We start from the raw sequence: 19,405 nt of genomic DNA on the forward strand, positions 1-19,405 counted from the left end.
CGGCTCGGGTCAGATCAGGTGCAGTTCGCGCGCCCGGCGAACGGCCCGGCTGCGCCCGGAGACGGCGAGCTTGCGGTTGATGCTCTTGAGGTGCGTCTTGACCGTGTTCACCGAGAGGAACAGTTCGGCGGCGATCTCGTCGGTGGACAGCAGCTGGGCCGCCCGTTCCAGCACGTCGAGTTCGCGGTCGCTCAGCGGCTCGACCGGCGGCTCGACCGGCGGGTCCGTGGCGGCGGCGGTCCCGTCCGCCGTCCCGTGCGCCGGGCCGGAGAGCCCGGGCAGGAGGTCGGCGGGGAGCCAGCCGTGCGAGGTCACCAGCGCCGGCCGGGCGCGCACCAGACGCCGCAGCCACGGCCCGGCGTCCCGGAACGGCCTGCGCAGCTGCTCGGGCCGGGCGACCGTCAGGGCACGGGCGAGCAGCCGCTGGGCGCCGGCGTCGTCGCCGAGGGCGGCGGCGGCCTGCGAGCGGGCCAGCAGCACCCGCACGGTGACCGCGGGTCCGCGGCCGTCGTGGTCGGGGATCGCGTCCAGGGCCCGGAGCGCGCTCGGGCCGTCCCCGTCGGCGAGGTGCGCCTGCGCGGCGGCCACGGCTCGGTCCGGGCCGGCGGCGCCGCCGGCCCCGGCGCGGTCCAGCGCGGCCAGCGCCGCGGCCGGATCGCCGTCGGCGAGGTGCGCCTGCGCGGCGGCCACGGCCACGGCCTCCCGCACCCAGGGCGGCGGTGGCCCGGCCGGGGTGGGACCACCGTCCGCGGACCGGGGGAGCGCGTCGGGAGCCGGCCGGGGGAGCGCGTCGAGGGCCGCCCGGGTGTGGCCGTCGGCGAGCAGCACCCGCGCCCGGACGATGGCGAGTCCGGCGGCGGCGGCCGGGTCGTGGCGGGCCACGGCCGACCCGGCCGCCCGGTCGAGCGCCGCGCGGGCCGCGGGCAGGTCGTCGCGGTCGACGGCGAGGGCGGCCAGCACGAGCTGACCGACCCCGGTGCGCGAGGCCGGCGGCAGGCCGGCGCGTTCGGCCTCGGCCGCCGCCTTCCGCAGCCGGGCCTCGGACCGCCCCAGTCGGCCGCCGAGCAGGTCGATCAGGGCGAGCCGGGCGAGCGCTTCGTGGCGCGGACCGGCCGTGGTGGGCCCCTCGGCCGTCCGCACCGCGGCCGCCAGGGCCGCCCCGGCGGCCTCCAGGTCACCCTCCCAGAGCAGCACCGAGCCGAGGTCGTTCAGCCGCAGCGCCCGCAGTTCGGGGTGGTCCGCCGACAGCCCCGGCGGCACGCGCTGCTCCAGCCGCTCGGCCTGCTCGGCGGCGGCCCGGGCCGGCTCGGCCGAACCGAGCAGCCGGCCCGCCGACACCCGCAGCTGGGCCAGGGTGAGCAGGGCCGCCGCGTCGTCCTCGCCACCGCGTTCCGCGAGCAGCGCCTCGGCGCGCCGGAGGTGGTCGAGCGCGCTGTCCGCGCGGTGGCGGGTGAGCTCGCGGGCCGCCCGGACCAGCTCCGCGGCCTGGCCCCGGGCGTCCGGGGCCAGGCCGGCGAACAGGGCGTCGAGCCGCTCCGCGTCGCGGCCGGTGAACAGCCGGCCGATCGCCAGCCGGTCGACCAGCTGCGCCGCGGCGAACTCCCAGTCCCCGGCCGCGGCGGCGTGCGACAGCGCGTCCATCGGACGCCCCGCCCCGGCCAGCCACCGGGCGGCCCGGCGGTGGAGCTCCTGGGCCAGCCCCGGGCACCGGGCCGACAGGTGGACCCGCAGGATCTCGGCGAACAGCGGGTGGCACCGGTACCAGGAGTGCCCGACCGGTTCGACGAAGGCGTTGGCGCGGGAGAGGTCCGCGAGGATCCGCGCGCCGTCCGGCCGACCGGTCAGGGCGTCGGCGAGGTCCGGGTGGATCTGGTCCAGGACGCTCGTCCGCAGCAGCAGGTCCTGGGTCTCGGCGGGCTGGGTGTCGAGGACCTCGGCGAGCAGGAAGTCCGCGACCGTGCTCCGGCTGGACTCGAACTCCGCCAGGTAGGCCGCGGGATCCGCGGCGCCCTGGGCGGCCAGGGCCGACAGCCGCAGGCCGGCGGCCCAGCCGCCGGTCCGCTCGGTCAGCGCCCGGCTGCTCTCGGCGGAGAGTCCCAGCCCGTGCCGGCGCAGCAGCACGGCGGCCTCGTCCGGCCGGAAGGCCAGGTCGGCGGCCCGGATCTCGGTGACACTGCCGGCGGCCCGGTAGCGGTGGATCGGCAGGAGCGGCTCCGTGCGGCTGATCAGGACCAGGCGCAGGCCCGGGCCCGCGTGGCCGAGCAGGAAGTGCAGCCCGGAGGCCACCTCGGGGGAGGACACGTGCTCGAACTCGTCGAGCACGAGCACCACGGGTTCCTCCCGGAGGCTCAGGTGGGCGGCCAGCCGGGCCAGCAGCGAGTGGTCGACCTCGTGCGCGCGGGCCGGACTGCCGATGTCGTCGGGCAGGGCGACGCCGTGGTGCCGGGCTGCCTCCAGGAGGTAGGCCCAGAACACCCCCGGCGCGTTGTCCTCGCGCTCCACCGTGAGCCAGACCGCGGTGCCGGGCAGCCGGGTCGTGGCGAGCCAGTCCGCGACCAGCAGGGTCTTGCCGGCGCCCGCCGGGCCGCTCACCAGCAGCAGGGAGGTCCGCAGGCCCGCGCCGAGCCGTTCGACCAGACGCGGTCGGCCGACGAAGGTCTCCGGGGTCGCGGGCACCGCGAAGCGCGCCGCGAGTACCGGGTCGCCGCCGGGTATCCGGTTCGTCAGGGCGGTGCCGCGTCGGGGCACGTCCACCGGACGGGCCGGGGTCCCGACGGCTGGGCTGAGGGCCATGGTGCTCACCTCAGGGTGGGCGGCGCACGGGAAGCGCGGATCACTGACGGTTCCCATCCTTTCCGACCCGGCCCGGCTCGGCAAAGGGGGCGGGCGGCCCCGCCGGCCGGGGCCGCCCGCCCCCTGGGGTCCGCGCGGGTGAACGCCGCCGAGGGAGACCGCGCTCCGGCGGCCTCACCCCTGCTCCGTCGCGGGCGGCTCCGGAGTCCCCAGCAGCCGGGCCAGTCGGCCCTGGCTCGCCAGCACGTAGCCGATCCCGATCCCGAGCGTGACGGCTGTGAACACCACGATGAGCCAGCTGAGCAGGGTGAAGACCAGGCCGAGCGGACCGAACTGGGTCACGCTGCGGTTCAGTGAACGGGGCACGTAGATCCGCGACCCCCAGGCGAGCGTGGTCAGCGCGGCACCGGTCAGCCCGGCCCCGGGGAGCAGCGCGAGCCAGGGCACCCGGCCGCCCAGCAGCAGGTGCTGGGTCCACCACCAGAGCAGCGTGGCCGTGATCAGGTAGAGGAAGACCCCGAGGACGTCGCCCGCCCCGAACCCGGACCGCACCTGCCCCTGGACGATCAGGGCGGCGAGCCACACCAGCAGCCAGGTGAGCCACCGCCAGGCCGCCAGGCGTCCCGACAGGTGGGGCAGGTGCCAGCTCCGCTCGCACAGCCGCTGCAGGATGCGGCTGCAGCTCGTGGCCGAGAGCAGGGTCACCAGGATCCCGATGCCGCCGAAGGCGTCGGTGGTGACGGTCTCGCCGACGGGGTGGAGGGCCCCTTTGACCTCGTCGAGCGACGAGCCCTGGAACCCCAGGGCGGTCCGCACGGAGTCGGTGACGGTGCTGCGCACCTCCTGCGGCATGAAGGCGGCCAGCACGAACAGCACCGGGATGGCGGTCAGGAAGACCTGCGCGGCGAGGCGGGTGGCGGTGTCCAGGACGTGGATGTGGACCAGCTGCGCCGCGAGCCGGCGCAGGAAGGGGGCGTCGCGCAGGGTGGCCGTCCGTCCGCGCAGCCAAGCGGATCTGGCGCGGAACCAGTCAGCGCGGCCGGGCCGGCCAGGCCGTTCCGCCACTCCGCGCTCCCTCGGTCGGTGTCCGCGGCCGTTCGGTCGCCTCCTGGTCGGGCAGTTGGCGGAGCTCCATGACGTGCAGCCCGAGCGCCTGGAACCGGCTCAGCAGGCCGTAGAGGTGGGCCTCGTCCGTGACGGGGCCGAACAGGAGGGTCTGGTTCGGCACGAAGACGCTCTCCAGCTCCGGAAAGGCCTCGCGGACGGTCAGGTCCGGCATCGCCCCGGCGATTCGGAACTCGTAGCGCATCAGCGTCCTTCCTCCGTCCTTCCTCGACCTGCCCCGCCTCGACGTGCCCCGCTCCGGATGGTCCGCGTGCGACCAGGCTGCGCGCCGGGGTGCCGCGGGGGATCACCCAGCCGGGGTGATCCCCCGCGGCGGGAGGGCTCCGGGCCCGGCTCACACGTCCGGGCGCGCGGTGATCCGGCCGGCGTCGATCGCGGCGGTGAGCGCGGCGTGGTCGGCGGTGGTCTGCGCGGCGTACGCGAGGGCGAAGTCGGCGACGGCACGGTCGAAGACGTCACCGGAGCCGAGGTACGCCGCGATGGCGACCCGGTCCCCGGTACGGGCGTGCCCGCGTGCCAGGGTGCGGCCGCACAGGTCGGCGTACCGGTCGAGCAGCGGCTGGGGCATCCCGGTTCTGCCGGGCGGCCACGGCGATGCCGGCGACCAGGCGTTTGAGGTCCCATTCGAAGGGGCCGGGAAGGGTCTCGTCGACGTCGTTGAGATCGAAGAGCAGGGCGCGCTCCGGCGAGGCGAAGCGCCCGAAGTCGCACAGGTGCGCGTCCCCGCAGAGCTGGACCGTGAGGCCGGTGTCCGGGGACGCGGCGAGGTCGGCGGCCATGATCGCGGGCGCGCCGCGCAGGAACGCGAAGCGGGAGGCCGCCATCCGGCCGTCCCGGATCGGGACCAGCTCCGGGACGCGGGAGGCGGCCTGCCCTTCGAGGACGTCCACGGGGTCGGGGCGGCCCTGGGCGGGGGCCCAGGGCCCGTGGGCCGACCGCGGCAGCTCTCTGCGGGCCTGCCGTCCCGCGGCGACCGAGTCCGAGGTCAGGGGTTCCACCGGCCTGGTGTCGTCGTGGCGCGATCGGGTCGGCCGTCGCGGGCGGACCCGGCCGCTCCGACCGGGCGCGCCGGGCGGTGCGGGTGTCATGCCCGGGCCTGTCGCTACGTCGGGTGGATGGCCGCCCTGACGGCCTTGGTGATGCGCGCGACCCCGTGGGCCATCGCGCCGCTCAGGATGAAGAGGGCGCTGATCAGGATCCAGCCGTCCTTCTCGTTGATGCTGAGACGGGCGGGGGGCGCGGGGTGGGCCGGCGCGGACGGGACCCGCGAGGCGGGGCGCAGGAGCTCCTTGACGATCGTGAGGACGCCGCTCAGCGCGTGGACGATCGCGGCGATGACGAGCGCCGAGGCACCGAGCACGAGCCAGCCGACGCGGCCGAGCTCATCGGGTGCGGGCGCGACGGTGCGACGCGACACCTGGTGGTGGATGCCGGGCATGGGTCTCGTCTCCTTCGCTTGATGTGACAGGACAACCCCTCCCTGATGCCCTCCCTGACGACGTTCGCGCCGATGAGCGCGACACGGGTGAACCGGCGGGTGAACCGCCCTCACGGTCACGGTACGAACGCGGGCCGGGCGGCGGGATCACCCGGCGTGGGTGAGGCCGCGCCCCGGACAAGCGGCGAGGATGGCCCCAGCGGGCTCATCGGTCGTCCCCGGCGCGGGGACGGGAGGAGGCACCGTGACAACGTCCCGCAGTCGTCCCCCCGCTCTGCCCGGACCGGCGCCGGACGGGGTCGCGAACCGGACGGACTACGCCGGCGCGGTCTACGGCTCGATGCTGGCCGCCTCCGTCATCGCGGCCTCCAGCCTCAACGAACCGCATCCGCGGCTGTCGCTCATCCTGCTGCTGGTGGTCACCGGGCTGGTCTTCTGGGTCGCCCACGTCTACGCCCACGTGGCCGGGCAGCGCGAGGTCGGCCGCCCGGTCGACTGGCGCCAGGTGCGCGAGGTCGGCCGGCACGAGTGGCCGCTGGTCGAGGCGTCGGCGCTGCCCGCCCTGGCGGTGCTGGTCAGTCCCTGGATCGGGGTGGGTGAGAACGCCTGGCTCGCGCTCGGGGTCGCGGTGGCCCAGCAGGTGACCTGGGCGACGGTCGGCGCCCGCCGGGCGGGCGCGTCCGCGCGCCAGGCGGCCGCCGAGGGCGCGGTCAACCTGGTCCTGGGCCTGGTCATCGTGGCGGCCAAGGTGGCCGTCGGGCACTGAATCACCCGGTCCGGGTGGTGTGGCGTGAGCCAGTCGGTCCGATGAGCGCACCGGTCCGGTGCCGGGACGTCCCGGCACCGGACCTTGCGGTGGGCGGCGGCGGTGGTTCGCGGTCGGCGCGGGGGTGCCCGCGCGGAGGTGCCCCGTCCCAGGCCGGACCGGGACGGGGCACCACCGCGTCGACGGCGTCCCAGCCGCCGACGCGGTGGTGCCCGGGGCGGTCAGCCGGCCAGGAGCTGCTGCTTCTGCGCCGCGAACTCCTCGTCGGTGAGCACCCCCTGGTCCCGCAGCTGGGCCAGCTGCTGCAACTGGGCGATCTTGTCGTCCATGCTCGCGGGCGCCGCCGCGGGCGCGGCCGGAGCCGGTGCGGGCGGCGGTGCGGGTTCGGCCGCCGCCTCCTGCTGGGCCCAGCGACCCGCCTGGCGGCGGGAGACCCGGTTGGACACGGCGGTCGCCGTACCGGCGACGACGGCGGTGCGTGCCACACCGCGCAGTAGTCCGGGCATGACTCGTTTCTCCTCTCGGCGGGGTCACCCGGTGGCGGACGTCCCGGGGGCGGAGCCCTCCGACCCGTCCGTCCCGGCTTCGCGCTCCAGCTCGTCCAGGGAACTCAGCAGGTCCGCCACGGGCACCCGGCCACTGGCGATGACCCGGGCGCCGCCCCGGCGCAGGGCCGTGGCGAACGGCGCGGCCCACGTGTTCTCGTAGATCAGCACCCCGGCGGAGTTCCCGGGTTCGAGGACCGCGGCGGCCTGGTCCAGGTCGTCGGCGCCGATCAGGCCCGAGCCGACACCCTCGAAGACGGCCAGGTCCAGCCGACCGTCCCCGTCGAAGTCGGCCAGTTCCATCCCGACGACGGTGCCGTCGGTGTCCTTGCGCACGAACGCGAAGTCCAGGATGCGGATCACACCCCGGTCCACCAGGTCGATCAGCAGCGGCAGCCCCTCCCCGGTCATGCGGTTGCCGGGGAACTCGACCACCAGGTAGTCGACCGGCCCGGTCTCGACGAGGTCGTCCTCGGCCATGGCGGTGCTCCTTCCACGTGGAGTCCGTCGCCCGGCCGACCGGTCCGGGCGCTGCTTCGACGCTAGGCGCCGCGGCCCGCCGGGGGATCACCTGCCCGGGGTGAGGGAGCGGCCCGGGCCGACGGCGCCGACGGCCCGCCGCCGGTCCGCCCTTCGGCCCGCGCCGGCCCGTCTCCCGTCCGGCGCCGGTCCTCCGGGCGGCCCAATCCGGCGTGCCGGGTGACGGCCCGTGCGGCGTGAATGAGGAACAGCGGCGGAAGGGCCGCGTGCCGACCGCCGGGAGAATCGTTGAACGGGCCACTGGAACCCCCTTCGTCCGAACCCCCCACGGGCCGGCCGGTGAACGGGGGCGCACCCGCGGAGCCCCGGCACCGCTCCCGGGCGCGCGGGATCGTCATGAGCACCGCCTCGGCCGTGCTGATCACCCTGACCTGCATCCTGGTGCCGGTCTCGCTGCTCACCGTCTGGGTGCACGACATCGCGCTGGACACCAACCGGTACGTCTCCACTGTCGCCCCGCTGGCCACCAACCCCGCGATCCAGGACGCCGCGGTCGCCCGGATCACCAAGGCGGTGGACGTCAAGGTGGACGGCCCGGCGGTGGCCTCCGACGTGGCCGCCTGGCTGCAGGCACAGGGTCTGCCGCCCAAGGCCGCCTCGGCGGTCAAGGCGCTCGGGCCCAAGCTCGACGACGCGGTCGACCAGGTGGTCACCAAGGCCGCGACCAAGGTCGTGCACAGCGACACCTTCGACACCGTGTGGGTCCAGGCCAACCGCGCCGCCCACGCGGCCGTGGTCCACGCCCTCACCGGCCAGGGCCGCGGCGCGGTCGGGGTCAGCGGCGACTCCGTCACCCTCGACGTCGGGAAGGTCGTCGACACCCTGAAGGGCGACCTGGTGGCCGCCGGCCTGACCCCGGCCGAGAAGATCCCGGACGTGAACAAGCAGCTGGTGCTGTTCCAGTCCGACAAGCTGGCCAAGATCCGCGGCGCCGCGCACGCCCTCGACGTGATCGGCAACTGGCTGCCGATCCTCACCGTGCTGCTCGGCGCGGCCGGCGTCCTGCTGGCGCGGCGCCGCCGCCGGGCCCTGGTGACCACCGCCCTCGGCGCGGCCGGCGGCTGCCTGCTGGTGGCGATCGCCCTGGTGATCGCCCGGCACTACTACCTCGACCACCTGCCGTCCGCCGTGCAGTCCCCGGCCGCGGCGGCCGCGGTCTTCGACACGCTGCTGCGCTTCCTGCGGGTCAGCCTGCGCACCGCGATCGTCCTGGGCGTGGTGGTGGCGCTCGGCGCCTACCTCTCCGGCGGGGGACGGCTGCCGCGCGGCGTGCGCGGCCGGGCCGACCACGTCGCGGACTCGGTGGCCGACTGGAGCGGCGCGCACGGCGTGCACACCGGCCGGGTCGGCACCTGGACCGACGCCCACCGCCGCTGGCTCGTCCTCGGGTCACTGCTGATCGTGGCCCTGGTGTTCGCCCTCTGGAACCACCCGACCGTCCTGACCGTGCTGCTGCTCGTCCTGGTGCTGCTCGCGCTGCTCGCCGTCCTGGCGCTGCTCGCCGCCTCCGGACGGGTCGACACGCCCGGGGCTCCCGGGGCTCCCGGTGCAGGCGGTGCCCCGCCCGGAGGGGCGGGCGGAGAGTCCGGCGCCGGCGCCCCCGGAGCGCCCGGCGGAGGCGGCGAGGTTTCCGGCGGGGCCGACACCGAGCACCGGACCGACGAGTGACACCCCCCGTGCGGTCCCGGCGGGCACCGCCCGCGGCCGGTGCCCGCGGTGGAGCCCTCCGGCGGGCCCGAGGGGGGTCCTACGGCCCGTGACCGAGGTCCTTCCCGCCCACGACAGGACGCGGGTCCGGTCCTACCGTGAACATAGGGCCTCTGTTCCGGGCTCCCTCCGTCAGCCGAGTTCTCCGGGCGGTCGTGATGCGAGACGACGACCTACTCCGCACCAGTACCGGGCTGTTCCGGGGCACCGCGATGGTGTCGCTGGAAGGCGAACTCGACATCGCCACCGCGCCGCTGGTGGCCGACGCCGTGGTCCGGGCCCTCGCGGCGCGGCCGCGGCACCTGGACCTCGACGTCACGGCCCTCACCTTCTGTGATGTCGCCGGGCTGCGCGCACTCGGGCAGGCCCGGCGGATCGCGAACGACCACCACGCCGAGTTCCACCTCGTCGGCGTCCGTCCGCGGCTCCGCCGGATCCTCGCCCTGCTCCGCGCCACCGACCTCCTCCCCTCCCCGTCCGTACCGGCGGAGGGCCGGGTGGGCGCCGTCACCCCGGAGCCCCTCGGCTGAACGCCCTCCCCTCCCGCCTCCTGAACCCCGCGAGGCGGTTGCCACCGAAGGAGTCAATGCCATGACCAGCAGCGTTGCAGGCGCAGGCCGGACCGGCTCGGCCCCCGAACACCACCCCTTCGCGACCGGGTGGACCGTCTTCGCCGGAGTCATGCTGATCGCCGGCGGCATCATGGCGATCTTCCAGGGGATCGCCGCCATCACCAAGGACAACCTGATCGTCATCACCCGCCACTACGTCTACTCGATGAACACCTCGGGGTGGGGATGGATCCACCTCATCCTCGGCATCGTCGTCGTCCTGGCCGGTGTGGCGCTCTTCACCGGCGCCGTCTGGGCCCGGGCCGTCGGTATCGTCGTCGCCGGGCTGGGAATGATCGCCAACTTCCTGTGGCTGCCCTACTACCCGTTCTGGGCCATCGTCCTGATCGCGATCGACGCCTTCGTGATCTGGGCGCTGTGCATCGGCGCGATGAAGAAAACGGCCTGAGGAGCCGCGCATCCACCCGGCCCGGGCCCCGGCAACGGGCCCGGGCCGGCCCCGAGCCCCCGTCCGGACACCCCGCGCGGCGGTGACCCGCCGGTCTCCGGCCGACGACGCACCCTGGAGGCGGTCATGCCCACCCTCGCCCTCGACGGCCCCGCGCTGGAGCGGCTGGTCTCCGCCGCGATCGCGGCGCCCTCGATCCACAACAGCCAGCCCTGGCGGTTCCGGCTGCAGCCGGACACCTCGACCCTGGAGGTCCGGGCCGACCGCACCCGGGCCGTCCCGGCCGCCGACCCGCAGGGCAGCGCACTGCACATCTCCGTCGGCGCGGCCGTCCTCAACCTGCGGATCGCCGCCCGCCACCTCGGCTGGGCGCCCGAGGTGCGCCTGCTGCCCGACCCGGCCGAACCCGACCTCCTCGCCGCCGTCCGGCTCGACACCCCGGCCGTCGCGCCGCTCCCGGGCACCGAGAAGCTCTACGAGGCGATCCGGCACCGGCACACCATCCGCACCCCGTTCGCCGACCGGCCCGTCCCGCCGGCCGTCCTGGAGGAACTGGCCACCGTCGCCCGCTCCGAGGACGCCCTGCTCCACCTGCCCGACCGGGCGGAGACCGCCCGGCTGCTGCACCTCACCGCCGAGGCCGAGCGCCGCAACACCACCGACGACGCCCAGCGCGAGGAGAGCCGCAGCTGGATCCGCGCCGGCGACGCACCGCCGTACGGGATCCCGGTCGGAGCGCTCGGCCCCCAGGACCGATCCGGCCACCTGCCGATGCGGGACTTCACCGCCCTGCACGCCGCCGAGCACCAGGCGCCCGCCGCCTTCGAGCACGAGCCGCGGATCGCCGTCCTGGCCACCGAGCACGACACCCCCGAGGACTGGCTGCGGGCCGGCCTCGCCCTGGAACACGTCCTGCTCGCCGCCACCGTCCACGGCGTCCGGGCCTCCCTGCTGCACCAGGCCATGGAGTGGCCCTACCTGCGCTGGGAGGCCCGCGACCCGCACCAGGGCCCGGGCTACGTCCAGATCCTGATCCGCCTCGGCTACGGCCCCGAAGGCGCCCCGACCCCCCGCCTGGCCCCCGCCGAGGTCCTGGACCTGCCCTGACCCGGGGGGTGGCCGGCACGGAGGACCCGGCCGGCACGGAGGACCGGGTCGGTCCTCGGGTCAGTCCTCGGGCAGGGGCACCCGCCAGAGCAGCTCGGTGCCGCCCTCGGGGCCGGTGCGGGCGGTGAAGGCACCGCCCAGGGTGGTGGCCCGGTCGGCGAGGTTGGCGAGGCCGCTGCGCCGACCGCCCTCGGGGAGGCCGACCCCGTCGTCGGTGACCGTCACGGTCAGCTCCTCGCCGGTGGCGCCTACGGTGACCGTCACGACCCCGGCCCCGGCGTGGCGCGCGGCGTTGGACAGGGCCTCCTCCAGGACGGCGACCGCCGCGTCCGCGACCTCGGCGGGCACGGTGGCGTCGAGCAGGCCGGTCATCCGCAGCGCCGGGGCGAAGCCGAGCGAGCGGGCGGCCCGGTTCACGACCTCGACGACCCGGGCGCGCAGGCCGGTCGCCGCCGGACCCTTCTCCCGCAGCCGCAGGCCGAAGATGGTGGTGCGGATGGTCCGCGCGGTCTCGTCCAGGTCGTCGATCGCCCGCAGGACGCGGTCGGTCGCCTCGGGGTGATCGATGAAGCGGGTCGCGCCCTGCAGCGTCATGCCGGTGGCGAAGAGCCGCTGGATGGCCAGGTCGTGCAGGTCGCGGGCGATCCGGTCGCGTTCCCGCAGCAGCGCGATCTGCTCGGAGTCGCGCCGCCGCTCGGCGAGTTCCATCGCCACCGCCGCCTGACCGGCGAAACCGACCAGCGGCGCGGACTCGCTCTCGTCGAACAGCGGCGCGCCGGCCGCCCGGGCCAGCAGCAGGACACCCCGGATCCCGCGCTCGGCGGTGCCGACGGGCACCGCGGCCGCCGGGCCGAGACCCCGCCAGCGCGGCGGCCCGGCCGTGATCCTCGGGTCCCGCTGCACGTCGGGGCTCACCACGAGCCCGCCGGTGCGGAAGGCAGCGCCCATGAACGAACCCTCGACGGGCAGCAGCAGATCGCGGTGCTTGTCCGCGCCCAGCCCGACGGCGATCCGCACCTCCAGCTCACCGGTCTCCGGCAGCGGCAGGGCGACCACGGCGAGGTCCGCGCCGGCGATCTCGCCGGCCCGGGCGAGCAGCAGGTCCAGCACCTCCTGCTCCGTGCTGCCCGACAGCAGGCTGCTGGTCACCTCGGAGCTCGCCTCCAGCCAGCGCTGCCGCTGCCGGGCCCGGGCGTACAGCCGGGCGTTGTCGATGGCGACCCCGGCGGCGACGGCGAGGGTGGCGAGGACCGACTCGTCCTCCGCGTCGAAGTCGCCGCCGCCCCGCTTCTCGGTCAGGTAGAGGTTGCCGAACACCTTGTCCCGGATCCGGATCGGCACCCCCAGGAAGCTGCGCATCGGCGGATGGCCGGCCGGGAACCCGTAGGAGGCCGGGTGATCGGAGAGCTGGCTCAGCCGCAGCGGCTCGGGGTGGCGGATCAACTCGCCGAGGATGCCGTGCCCGGACGGCAGGTCGCCGATCACCTTGACCTGCTCGTCGGTCACCCCGACCGGGATGAACTGCGACAGCCGCTGGTCCTCGCCGATCACGCCGAGCGCGCCGTACTCGGCGTCCACCAGGGTGACCGCCGCCTCCACGATGTGCTGCAGGACCTGGGTCAGCTCCAGGTCGCGCCCGACCGCCAGCACCGCCTCCAGCAGGCTGTGCACCCGGTCGCGGGTGCCGCGGGCGGCGTCCAGCCGGGCCTGGAGCTCGTCCAGCAGCTCGTCCAACCGCAGCTTCGGCACGGGGGCGGAACTCTCCGACGCACTGCCCAATGGATCCTCCGCGGCTCGCCCCCCGATGCCCACTGACCAGCGTAGGCACGCCCGCCGCCGGGCGTCGGCCGGAAGGGGTCCAACGGCCCAGCGGGAGCACCCCACCGGGCCCCTGCCGGCAGGGGCGGGCACGCGGAACGCTGGAGGGCGAGCGGAACCGCCCCGGCTCCGCCAGCCCGGAGGAGTGGTCGCGGCATGAAGGCGCTCACCTACCACGGACCCGGCCGCCGCACCTGGGGCGAGGCGCCCGACCCGGCCCTGCGCGACCCCGAGGACGCCATCGTCAGGGTGGACGCGGTCACCATCTGCGGCACCGACCTGCACATCCTCAAGGGCGACGTCCCGGAGGTCACCGAGGGCCGCGTCCTCGGCCACGAGGCCGTCGGCACCGTCACCGCGACCGGACCGGGCGTGCGCACCGTCGCGGCGGGCGACCGCGTCCTGGTCTCCTGCATCTCCGCCTGCGGGCGCTGCGCCTACTGCCGGGCCGCGAGCTACGGCCAGTGCACCGGCGGTGGCGGCTGGATCCTCGGCCACCTGGTCGACGGCTGCCAGGCCGAGTACGTCCGCACCCCCTTCGCGGACACCTCCCTGCACAAGCTGCCCGAGGGCGTCCGGGACGAGGACGCCCTGCTGCTCGCCGACATCCTGCCCACCTCCTACGAGGTCGGCGTCCGCAACGGCCGGGTCGGGCCGGGCGACACCGTCGCGATCGTCGGCGCCGGGCCGATCGGGCTCGCCGCGATCCGCACCGCCCGGCTGTACAGCCCGTCCCGGGTCATCGCGGTCGACCTCGCGCGGCGCCGCCTGGACGCCGCCGGGCGCTTCGGCGCCGACGTGACGCTCACCGTGGCCGAGGCCACCCCGGAGGCCGTCCGGGAGCTGAGCCGGGACGGCCTGGGCGTGGACGTGGCGATCGAGGCGGTCGGCGTCCCCGAGTCCTTCGAGCTCTGCACCCGGCTGGTGCGCCCCGGCGGCCGGGTGGCCAACGTGGGCGTGCACGGCCGGCCGGCCGTCCTCCATCTGGAGGAGCTCTGGATCCGGGACGTCACCATCACCACCGGCCTGGTCGACACCGACAGCACGCCGCTGCTGCTCGACATGCTCGCGGTCGGTCGGCTGGACGTCGCCGGACTGGTCACGCACCGCTTCGGGCTCGGCGAGATGCAGGAGGCCTACGACGTCTTCGCCGACGCGGCCGACACCGGGGCCCTCAAGGTCGCGCTCTTCCGGACCTGACGTCTGAGCGCTCCTGCGCGCAACCGGCGCTCCCGGGGACGGGACTAGACTTCGGTCATGCTCAAAGCTGACCGTACCGGCCTGATCCTCGCCCACATCGCCGAGGCGGGCAGCGCCGACGTGCACGAGCTGGCCGGGCTGCTCGACGTGTCCCCGGCCACCGTCCGGCGCGATCTGCAGGAACTGCACGACCAGGGGCTGCTGCACCGCACCCGCGGCGGGGCCGTGACCGGCGCCGTCAACCTCGAACTGCCGCTGCGGCACAAGCACGGGAAGCGGCAGGCGGAGAAGCGGCGGATCGCGCTGGCGGCCGACCGCCTGGTGCCGGACGGCGCGGTGGTGGGCCTGACCGGCGGCACCACCACCAGCGAACTGGCCCGGGTGCTGGCCGAGCGCGGCGGGATCACCATCGTCACCAACGCGGTCAACATCGCGGCCGACCTGATCGTCCGGCCGGACATCCGGCTGGTGGTGGTCGGCGGCATCGCCCGGACCACGAGCTACGAGCTGGTGGGGCCGGCCGCCGACCGGATGCTCGCCCAGTACCACCTGGACCTCGCCTTCATCGGGGTGGACGGCCTGACCGCCCAGGAGGGCTGCACCACGCACGACGAGATGGAGGCCCAGACGGACCTCGCGTTCCTGCGCAGCAGCGCGCGGGCGGTCGTGCTGGCGGACAGCACCAAGATCGGCCGGGTCACCTTCGCGAGGATCTGCCCGCTCTCCGAGGTCCACGACCTCGTCACCGACGACGAGGTCACCGCGGCGCAGGAGGAGGCGATCGCCGCCTGCGGAGTGCGGGTCCTGCGGGCCTGAACCCCCCTCGATCCCGGCCGGACGGCCGCCGGATCCAGCGCAGCCATCACGCCCGGCCGGGCCTCCCCGGCCGGGCTTTTCGATGCCCGGCCCGTTGACATGAACTGTCCGAGACAGGAATATCGTTCGTAACTGCTCATAATTAGCTCTCTTCAAGCAACTTGAATCAGCCGATCGAGCTTGTGTGGCCGCTGAAGCTCCTCGCCACCCGAAACGGAGACACCGCCGTGCGCTTACGCCGCCTCCCGCTCCGCCGACCCGGGCCCCGGCCCGGACCCGGCCTCCGACCCGGGCCCCGGCGCCCCCGGCCCCGCCGGGCCGCCCTCGCCGTGGTCCTGAGCAGCATCACCGCGCTGGCCGGCCCCGCGCTCCCCGCCCGGGCCGCCACCCCCGCCTCCGCCGTCCTCGACCAGGGCCACCAGAGCGTCACCTGGCAGAGCCCGCAGTACGCCAAGGGCACCCTCGGCGACCCCGCCGCCTGCCCGCCCGCCGCGCAGGACCCGGGCGGCGCGGTCTGCGACCACTTCGACCTGACCGTCGACGTGCCGGCCGGCTACTGGAACGACAACCCGGAGGGCGGTGTCCCGGTCTCCGTCCGCTGGCAGAACCCGACCGACGACTTCGACCTCTACGTCTACGACGCCGCCGGCAAGCAGGTCGCGAGCAGCGCGGGCACCGCCGACCCGGAGGCCGCGGTGATCCCGAAGGCCTCGGGCACCTACCGCGTCCTGGTCGTCCCCTACGACGTCCACGGCGGCTCCTACACCGGCACGGCCTACCTCCCGCAGACCACCGACGCGGGCGACCTGACCTCCTTCGGCGGCTCCCGCGGCAGCTACGACATCGCCGCCGGCACCCTCAAGGCCAGGGTCGACTTCCTCGCCGACGACCAACTGCGGCTGCGCGCCGCCCCGGACGGCGTCCTCACCGACCCGGCGGGCAGCACGATCGTCCGCACGCAGCCCGAACCGCAGCGCGACACCAGCACCTTCGACGCCGGCGCGTACTACGGCATCCGCTCGAAGGGCCTGGTGCTGCGGGTCTACAAGCACCCCCTGCGGTTCGGCCTATACCGGGCCGACGACCGCACCGCCCTGTGGCAGGAGGACGCCCCGCTGCGCTGGAGCACCGGCGGGCTGCGGCAGAGCCTGGTGCGCGGCGCGGACGAGCAGTTCTTCGGCGGCGGCGAGCAGAACGGCTCCTTCTCGCACCGCGACCGGACCGTCCACGTCGCCAACAGCACCGACTGGAACGAGGGCGGATGGAACAACTCCCAGCCGTTCTACGTCTCCACCGCCGGCTACGGCGTCTTCCGCAACACCTTCGCGCCCGGGCTCTACGACTTCGGCTCGCCCGTCCGCACCGGACAGCAGGAACGCCGCCTGGACGCCTACTACTTCACCGGTGACGTCAAGTCGGTGATCGGCCGGTACACCGCGCTGGTCGGCAAGCCCTTCATGCCGCCGGTCTACGGACTGGAACCCGGCGACTCGGACTGCTACCTGCACAACGCCAACCGCGGCGAGCGCCACACCGCGGACGCGCTGAAGGTCGCCGACGGCTACGTCCGGAACGGGATGCCGCTGGGCTGGATGCTGGTCAACGACGGCTACGGCTGCGGCTACGAGAACCTGGCGCAGACCGGCGAGGGCCTGCGCAAGGACCACGCCCAGCTCGGCCTCTGGACCCAGAACGGCCTGCCCGACCAGGCCGCCGAGGTGAAGGCCGGCGTCCGGGTGCGCAAGCTCGACGTGGCCTGGGTCGGCAACGGCTACGACTTCGCGCTGAACGCCTGCGACCAGGCCAAGGCCGGGATCGAGGACGGCAGCGACGCCCGCGGCTTCGTCTGGCTGCCGGTCTCCTGGGCCGGCGCGCAGCGCTGCGGCGTGCTGTGGAGCGGCGACCAGAGCCTGTCCTGGGACTACATCCGCTGGCAGATCCCGACCTACGCCGGCGCCACCATGTCGGGCATCGCCTACAACACCGGCGACGTCGGCTCGATCTTCCGCCGCGACCCGAAGATGTACACCCGCGACCTGCAGTGGAAGGCCTTCCTCCCGGCGATCATGACGATGGACGGCTGGGCGAAGGACATGACCGGCAAGCAGCAGCGCGACCAGCAGCCCTGGTTGGACGGCGAGCCGTACACCTCGATCAACCGCGCCTACCTGCAGCTCAAGGAGCGGCTGCTGCCGTACATGTACACCCTCTCCGAGGAGGCCACCCGCACCGGGATCGGCGCCGTCCGCCCGCTCGCCCTGGAGTACCCGCACGACCCGAACGCCCTGGGGCCGAACGCCACGTACGAGTTCCTGGCCGGGCCCGACTTCCTGGTCGCGCCGGTCTACTCGGACACCAGCGTGCGCGACGGCATCTACCTGCCCGAGGGCACCTGGACCGACTACTGGACCGGCCGCACCTACCAGGGCCCGACCACGCTCGACGGCTACTCCGCCCCGCTCGACACCCTGCCGCTGTTCGTCCGCGGCGGCGCGATCGTGCCGATGTGGCCCAAGGGCACGCTGTCCTGGGAGAACCGGGACCGCTCCGAACTCGACTACGACCTCTACCCGCAGGCCAAGGGCGACTCCTCCTACACCCTGTACGAGGACGACGGCGTCACCCGGCGGTTCGCGGCCGGCTCCTCGGCCACCCAGCAGGTGGAGGTGCACACCAACCGCGCCGTCACCACCGTCGACGTCGGTGCCAGCGAAGGCAGTTACGCGGGCAAGCCGACCGAGCGGGGGTACCGCTTCACCGTGCATGGCCGGCCCGCCCCGCGCCTGGTGGTCACCGACGACGGGCCGCTGCCCCGGCTCGACTCGGCGGCCGCGCTCGACTCGGCCGGCTCGGGCTGGTACTACGACGCCGCGACCGGGGTGACGCAGGTCCGGACGCCGTCCGTGTCCACCGACGACGGCTTCACGCTCCGCCTGATCCACGGCGGTGCCTGACCGCCCCCAACCGCGCGCGCAGGGCACCCGTCACGGCGGGTGCCCTGCGCGCCGCTCACGCTGCGCGTCGGGGCGGGGCCGTGGTCCGTCCAGCCCACGACAGGACGGGAGTCCGGTCCTACCGTGAACGTAGGGCTTCTGTTCCGGGCCCCTTCCGCCGGCCGGGCGCGTCCACTGTCCGCGAGGCGGTCGCGATCGAAGGAGTCCATGCCATGAGCAGCAGTGTTACCGGCGCCGGCCGGACCGCCCAGGCCCCTCGACAGCACCCCTACGCGAGCGGGTGGACGATCTTCGCCGGGGTCATGCTGATCACCGCCGGCCTCATGGCGATCTTCCAGGGGAGTGCCGCCATCGCCAAGGACAGCCTGCTGATCGTCACCCGCAGCTACGTGTACGCGATGAACACCGAGGGGTGGGGGTGGATCCACCTCATCCTCGGGGTGATCGTCGTGGTGGCGGGCGTGGCGGTCTTCAGCGGCGCCGTCTGGGCCCGGGTGGTCGGTGTCGTCGTCGCCGGACTGGGAATGATCGCCAACTTCGTCTGGCTGCCCTACTACCCGCTCTGGGCCGTCGTCCTGATCGCGATCGACGCGCTCGTCATCTGGGCGCTGTGCGTCGGCAAGATGAAGGAGGAGCCCCTGACCACCGCCGGAAGCGCCTGACCGGGGGCCCGGACGGCGACCGGCCGGCTGCGGGGCGACGGGCCCCGCAGCCGGCGGGTGGTGCGGTCAGCGTTTTTTGACGCGGTCGGCGTTCGGTGCGGGCGGGGACGCTCAGCCGAGCAGCAGGAACTTGGTGGACGGGACGCCCCGGTAGAGGCTGCAGTCGGTGTTCTGGGTGGTGGTGCTGTACGTGAAGCCCTTGGGGACGTCACAGGCCCAGAGGCCGTTCACCGGCTTGCGCAGGTGGAAGGCGTTGGACTGCACGCCGGGCTGGAGGCTGCAGGCGGTGCCCCAGGTGATCCAGTCGTAGGTGAAGGCCGGGGTGCCCACGCAGGCGGTGAGGCCGTCGACCGGCGTGCGCAGGTGGTACTGGTTGGACTGGACGCCGCTCTGCTGGCTGCAGGAGAGGCCCCAGGTGATCTGGTCGTAGACGAAGCCCGGCGCGCTGACGCAGGCCGTCAGGCCGTCGACCGGGGTGCGCAGGTGGAACTGCGGCGAGTTCCAGCTCCCGCCGCCGCTGCAGCTGCGGTTCATCGACACCTGGTCGTAGACGTACCCGGACGGTACGGAGCAGGCCCAACTGCCGTCGAGTCCGGTGGTGGTGGCACTCGCGGAGGTCGCGGTGGCCGCGCCGGAGAGCAGCAGGGCGAAGACGGCCAGGGCGGCGAGTATCAGGCGGACGGGGCGGGTGCGTGCGGTGGGCATGGCTCTCCCTGGGTGGTGACCGGAAAGGGCGTGGTGCGGGAACGCGTAACGCGTCATACCGGGCGGGCAACCGGAGGTTGCGGCCCGGAAAAGGTTCTAGCACGCAGGAGTCGTGGCCGTCTCGTGAATCGGACGGGTGGGTCCCATGGAGGCGCTGCCGGTCGCGGGGGCGCCGGGGGCCTGCCCGCCGGGCCGCGCTTCGATCGAAA

16 protein-coding genes and 2 pseudogenes are annotated in these 19,405 nt (G+C 74.8%); 9 read left to right on the forward strand and 9 right to left on the reverse strand.

Going from position 1 to position 19,405, the window contains the following annotated elements:
* Window positions 1-9: 9 nt before the first annotated feature.
* The 5 genes and pseudogenes from AB0Q99_RS25805 to AB0Q99_RS25825 form a co-directional block, all read right to left on the reverse strand.
* Window positions 10-2,793 carry a LuxR C-terminal-related transcriptional regulator gene (locus AB0Q99_RS25805; protein ID WP_363575598.1) on the reverse strand — a complete coding sequence of 928 codons (2,784 nt, stop codon included), beginning with the start codon at window positions 2,791-2,793 and terminating at the stop codon, window positions 10-12.
* A gap of 174 nt (window positions 2,794-2,967) precedes the next feature.
* Window positions 2,968-3,858, reverse strand: a complete 891-nt coding sequence (locus tag AB0Q99_RS25810) for a YhjD/YihY/BrkB family envelope integrity protein (RefSeq protein WP_363575600.1) — start codon at window positions 3,856-3,858, stop codon at window positions 2,968-2,970.
* A gap of 46 nt (window positions 3,859-3,904) precedes the next feature.
* A pseudogene (locus tag AB0Q99_RS25815) lies at window positions 3,905-4,102 on the reverse strand (hypothetical protein); the annotation flags it as partial.
* Window positions 4,103-4,252: 150 nt separating this feature from the next.
* A pseudogene (locus AB0Q99_RS25820) lies at window positions 4,253-4,907 on the reverse strand (DUF2252 family protein).
* A gap of 113 nt (window positions 4,908-5,020) precedes the next feature.
* Window positions 5,021-5,356 (reverse strand): hypothetical protein, encoded by a 336-nt coding sequence (locus AB0Q99_RS25825; RefSeq protein ID WP_363575602.1) that lies wholly within the window; start codon window positions 5,354-5,356, stop codon window positions 5,021-5,023.
* Window positions 5,357-5,600: 244 nt separating this feature from the next.
* Here AB0Q99_RS25825 and AB0Q99_RS25830 point away from each other — a divergent pair, with 244 nt between their 5' ends.
* Window positions 5,601-6,122 (forward strand): hypothetical protein, encoded by a 522-nt coding sequence (locus tag AB0Q99_RS25830; protein WP_363575604.1) that lies wholly within the window; start codon window positions 5,601-5,603, stop codon window positions 6,120-6,122.
* A gap of 221 nt (window positions 6,123-6,343) precedes the next feature.
* Here the strand turns inward: AB0Q99_RS25830 and AB0Q99_RS25835 are convergent, their stop codons facing one another.
* A complete protein-coding gene (locus AB0Q99_RS25835) occupies window positions 6,344-6,628 on the reverse strand; it encodes an SHOCT domain-containing protein (protein ID WP_363575606.1) in 285 nt (94 codons plus the stop codon).
* Between the two features lie 24 nt (window positions 6,629-6,652).
* A complete protein-coding gene (locus AB0Q99_RS25840) occupies window positions 6,653-7,147 on the reverse strand; it encodes a DUF6325 family protein (RefSeq protein WP_363575608.1) in 495 nt (164 codons plus the stop codon).
* A 396-nt stretch (window positions 7,148-7,543) separates the two neighbouring features.
* Between AB0Q99_RS25840 and AB0Q99_RS25845 the strand changes: the two genes are divergently transcribed.
* The 4 genes from AB0Q99_RS25845 (at window position 7,544) to AB0Q99_RS25860 (ending at window position 11,041) form a co-directional block, all read left to right on the forward strand.
* Window positions 7,544-8,875, forward strand: coding sequence for a hypothetical protein (locus tag AB0Q99_RS25845; protein ID WP_363575609.1), 1,332 nt, complete (start codon window positions 7,544-7,546; stop codon window positions 8,873-8,875).
* A gap of 197 nt (window positions 8,876-9,072) precedes the next feature.
* On the forward strand, window positions 9,073-9,444 hold the full coding sequence (locus AB0Q99_RS25850; protein ID WP_363575611.1) for an STAS domain-containing protein: 372 nt from the start codon (window positions 9,073-9,075) through the stop codon (window positions 9,442-9,444).
* 61 nt (window positions 9,445-9,505) lie between these two features.
* Window positions 9,506-9,934, forward strand: coding sequence for a hypothetical protein (locus tag AB0Q99_RS25855; RefSeq protein ID WP_363575613.1), 429 nt, complete (start codon window positions 9,506-9,508; stop codon window positions 9,932-9,934).
* A gap of 126 nt (window positions 9,935-10,060) precedes the next feature.
* The gene (locus tag AB0Q99_RS25860) at window positions 10,061-11,041 is read left to right on the forward strand and encodes a nitroreductase family protein (RefSeq protein ID WP_363575614.1); all 981 of its coding nucleotides are present in this window, start codon (window positions 10,061-10,063) and stop codon (window positions 11,039-11,041) included.
* 60 nt (window positions 11,042-11,101) lie between these two features.
* Here AB0Q99_RS25860 and AB0Q99_RS25865 read toward each other — a convergent pair whose 3' ends face one another.
* Window positions 11,102-12,790, reverse strand: coding sequence for a GAF domain-containing protein (locus AB0Q99_RS25865; protein WP_363575616.1), 1,689 nt, complete (start codon window positions 12,788-12,790; stop codon window positions 11,102-11,104).
* 225 nt (window positions 12,791-13,015) lie between these two features.
* On the opposite strand from AB0Q99_RS25865, the gene AB0Q99_RS25870 reads away from it, so the two are divergent.
* The 4 genes from AB0Q99_RS25870 to AB0Q99_RS25885 all read left to right on the forward strand — a co-directional run bounded on the left by AB0Q99_RS25870 (window position 13,016) and on the right by AB0Q99_RS25885 (window position 18,491).
* A complete protein-coding gene (locus AB0Q99_RS25870; RefSeq protein WP_363575618.1) occupies window positions 13,016-14,059 on the forward strand; it encodes a zinc-dependent alcohol dehydrogenase family protein in 1,044 nt (347 codons plus the stop codon).
* A gap of 57 nt (window positions 14,060-14,116) precedes the next feature.
* Window positions 14,117-14,875 carry a DeoR/GlpR family DNA-binding transcription regulator gene (locus AB0Q99_RS25875; RefSeq protein WP_363575620.1) on the forward strand — a complete coding sequence of 253 codons (759 nt, stop codon included), beginning with the start codon at window positions 14,117-14,119 and terminating at the stop codon, window positions 14,873-14,875.
* A 329-nt stretch (window positions 14,876-15,204) separates the two neighbouring features.
* Window positions 15,205-17,829: a TIM-barrel domain-containing protein gene (locus AB0Q99_RS25880; RefSeq protein WP_363575622.1), complete on the forward strand. Its 2,625-nt coding sequence runs from the start codon at window positions 15,205-15,207 to the stop codon at window positions 17,827-17,829.
* A gap of 212 nt (window positions 17,830-18,041) precedes the next feature.
* A complete protein-coding gene (locus tag AB0Q99_RS25885) occupies window positions 18,042-18,491 on the forward strand; it encodes a hypothetical protein (protein WP_363575624.1) in 450 nt (149 codons plus the stop codon).
* A 111-nt stretch (window positions 18,492-18,602) separates the two neighbouring features.
* On the opposite strand, the gene AB0Q99_RS25890 is transcribed toward AB0Q99_RS25885, so the two are convergent.
* A complete protein-coding gene (locus tag AB0Q99_RS25890; protein ID WP_363575625.1) occupies window positions 18,603-19,196 on the reverse strand; it encodes a hypothetical protein in 594 nt (197 codons plus the stop codon).
* Between the last annotated feature and the right edge of the window lie 209 nt (window positions 19,197-19,405).

This window comes from Kitasatospora sp. NPDC086791, assembly GCF_040685975.1.
GTDB lineage: Bacteria > Actinomycetota > Actinomycetes > Streptomycetales > Streptomycetaceae > Kitasatospora.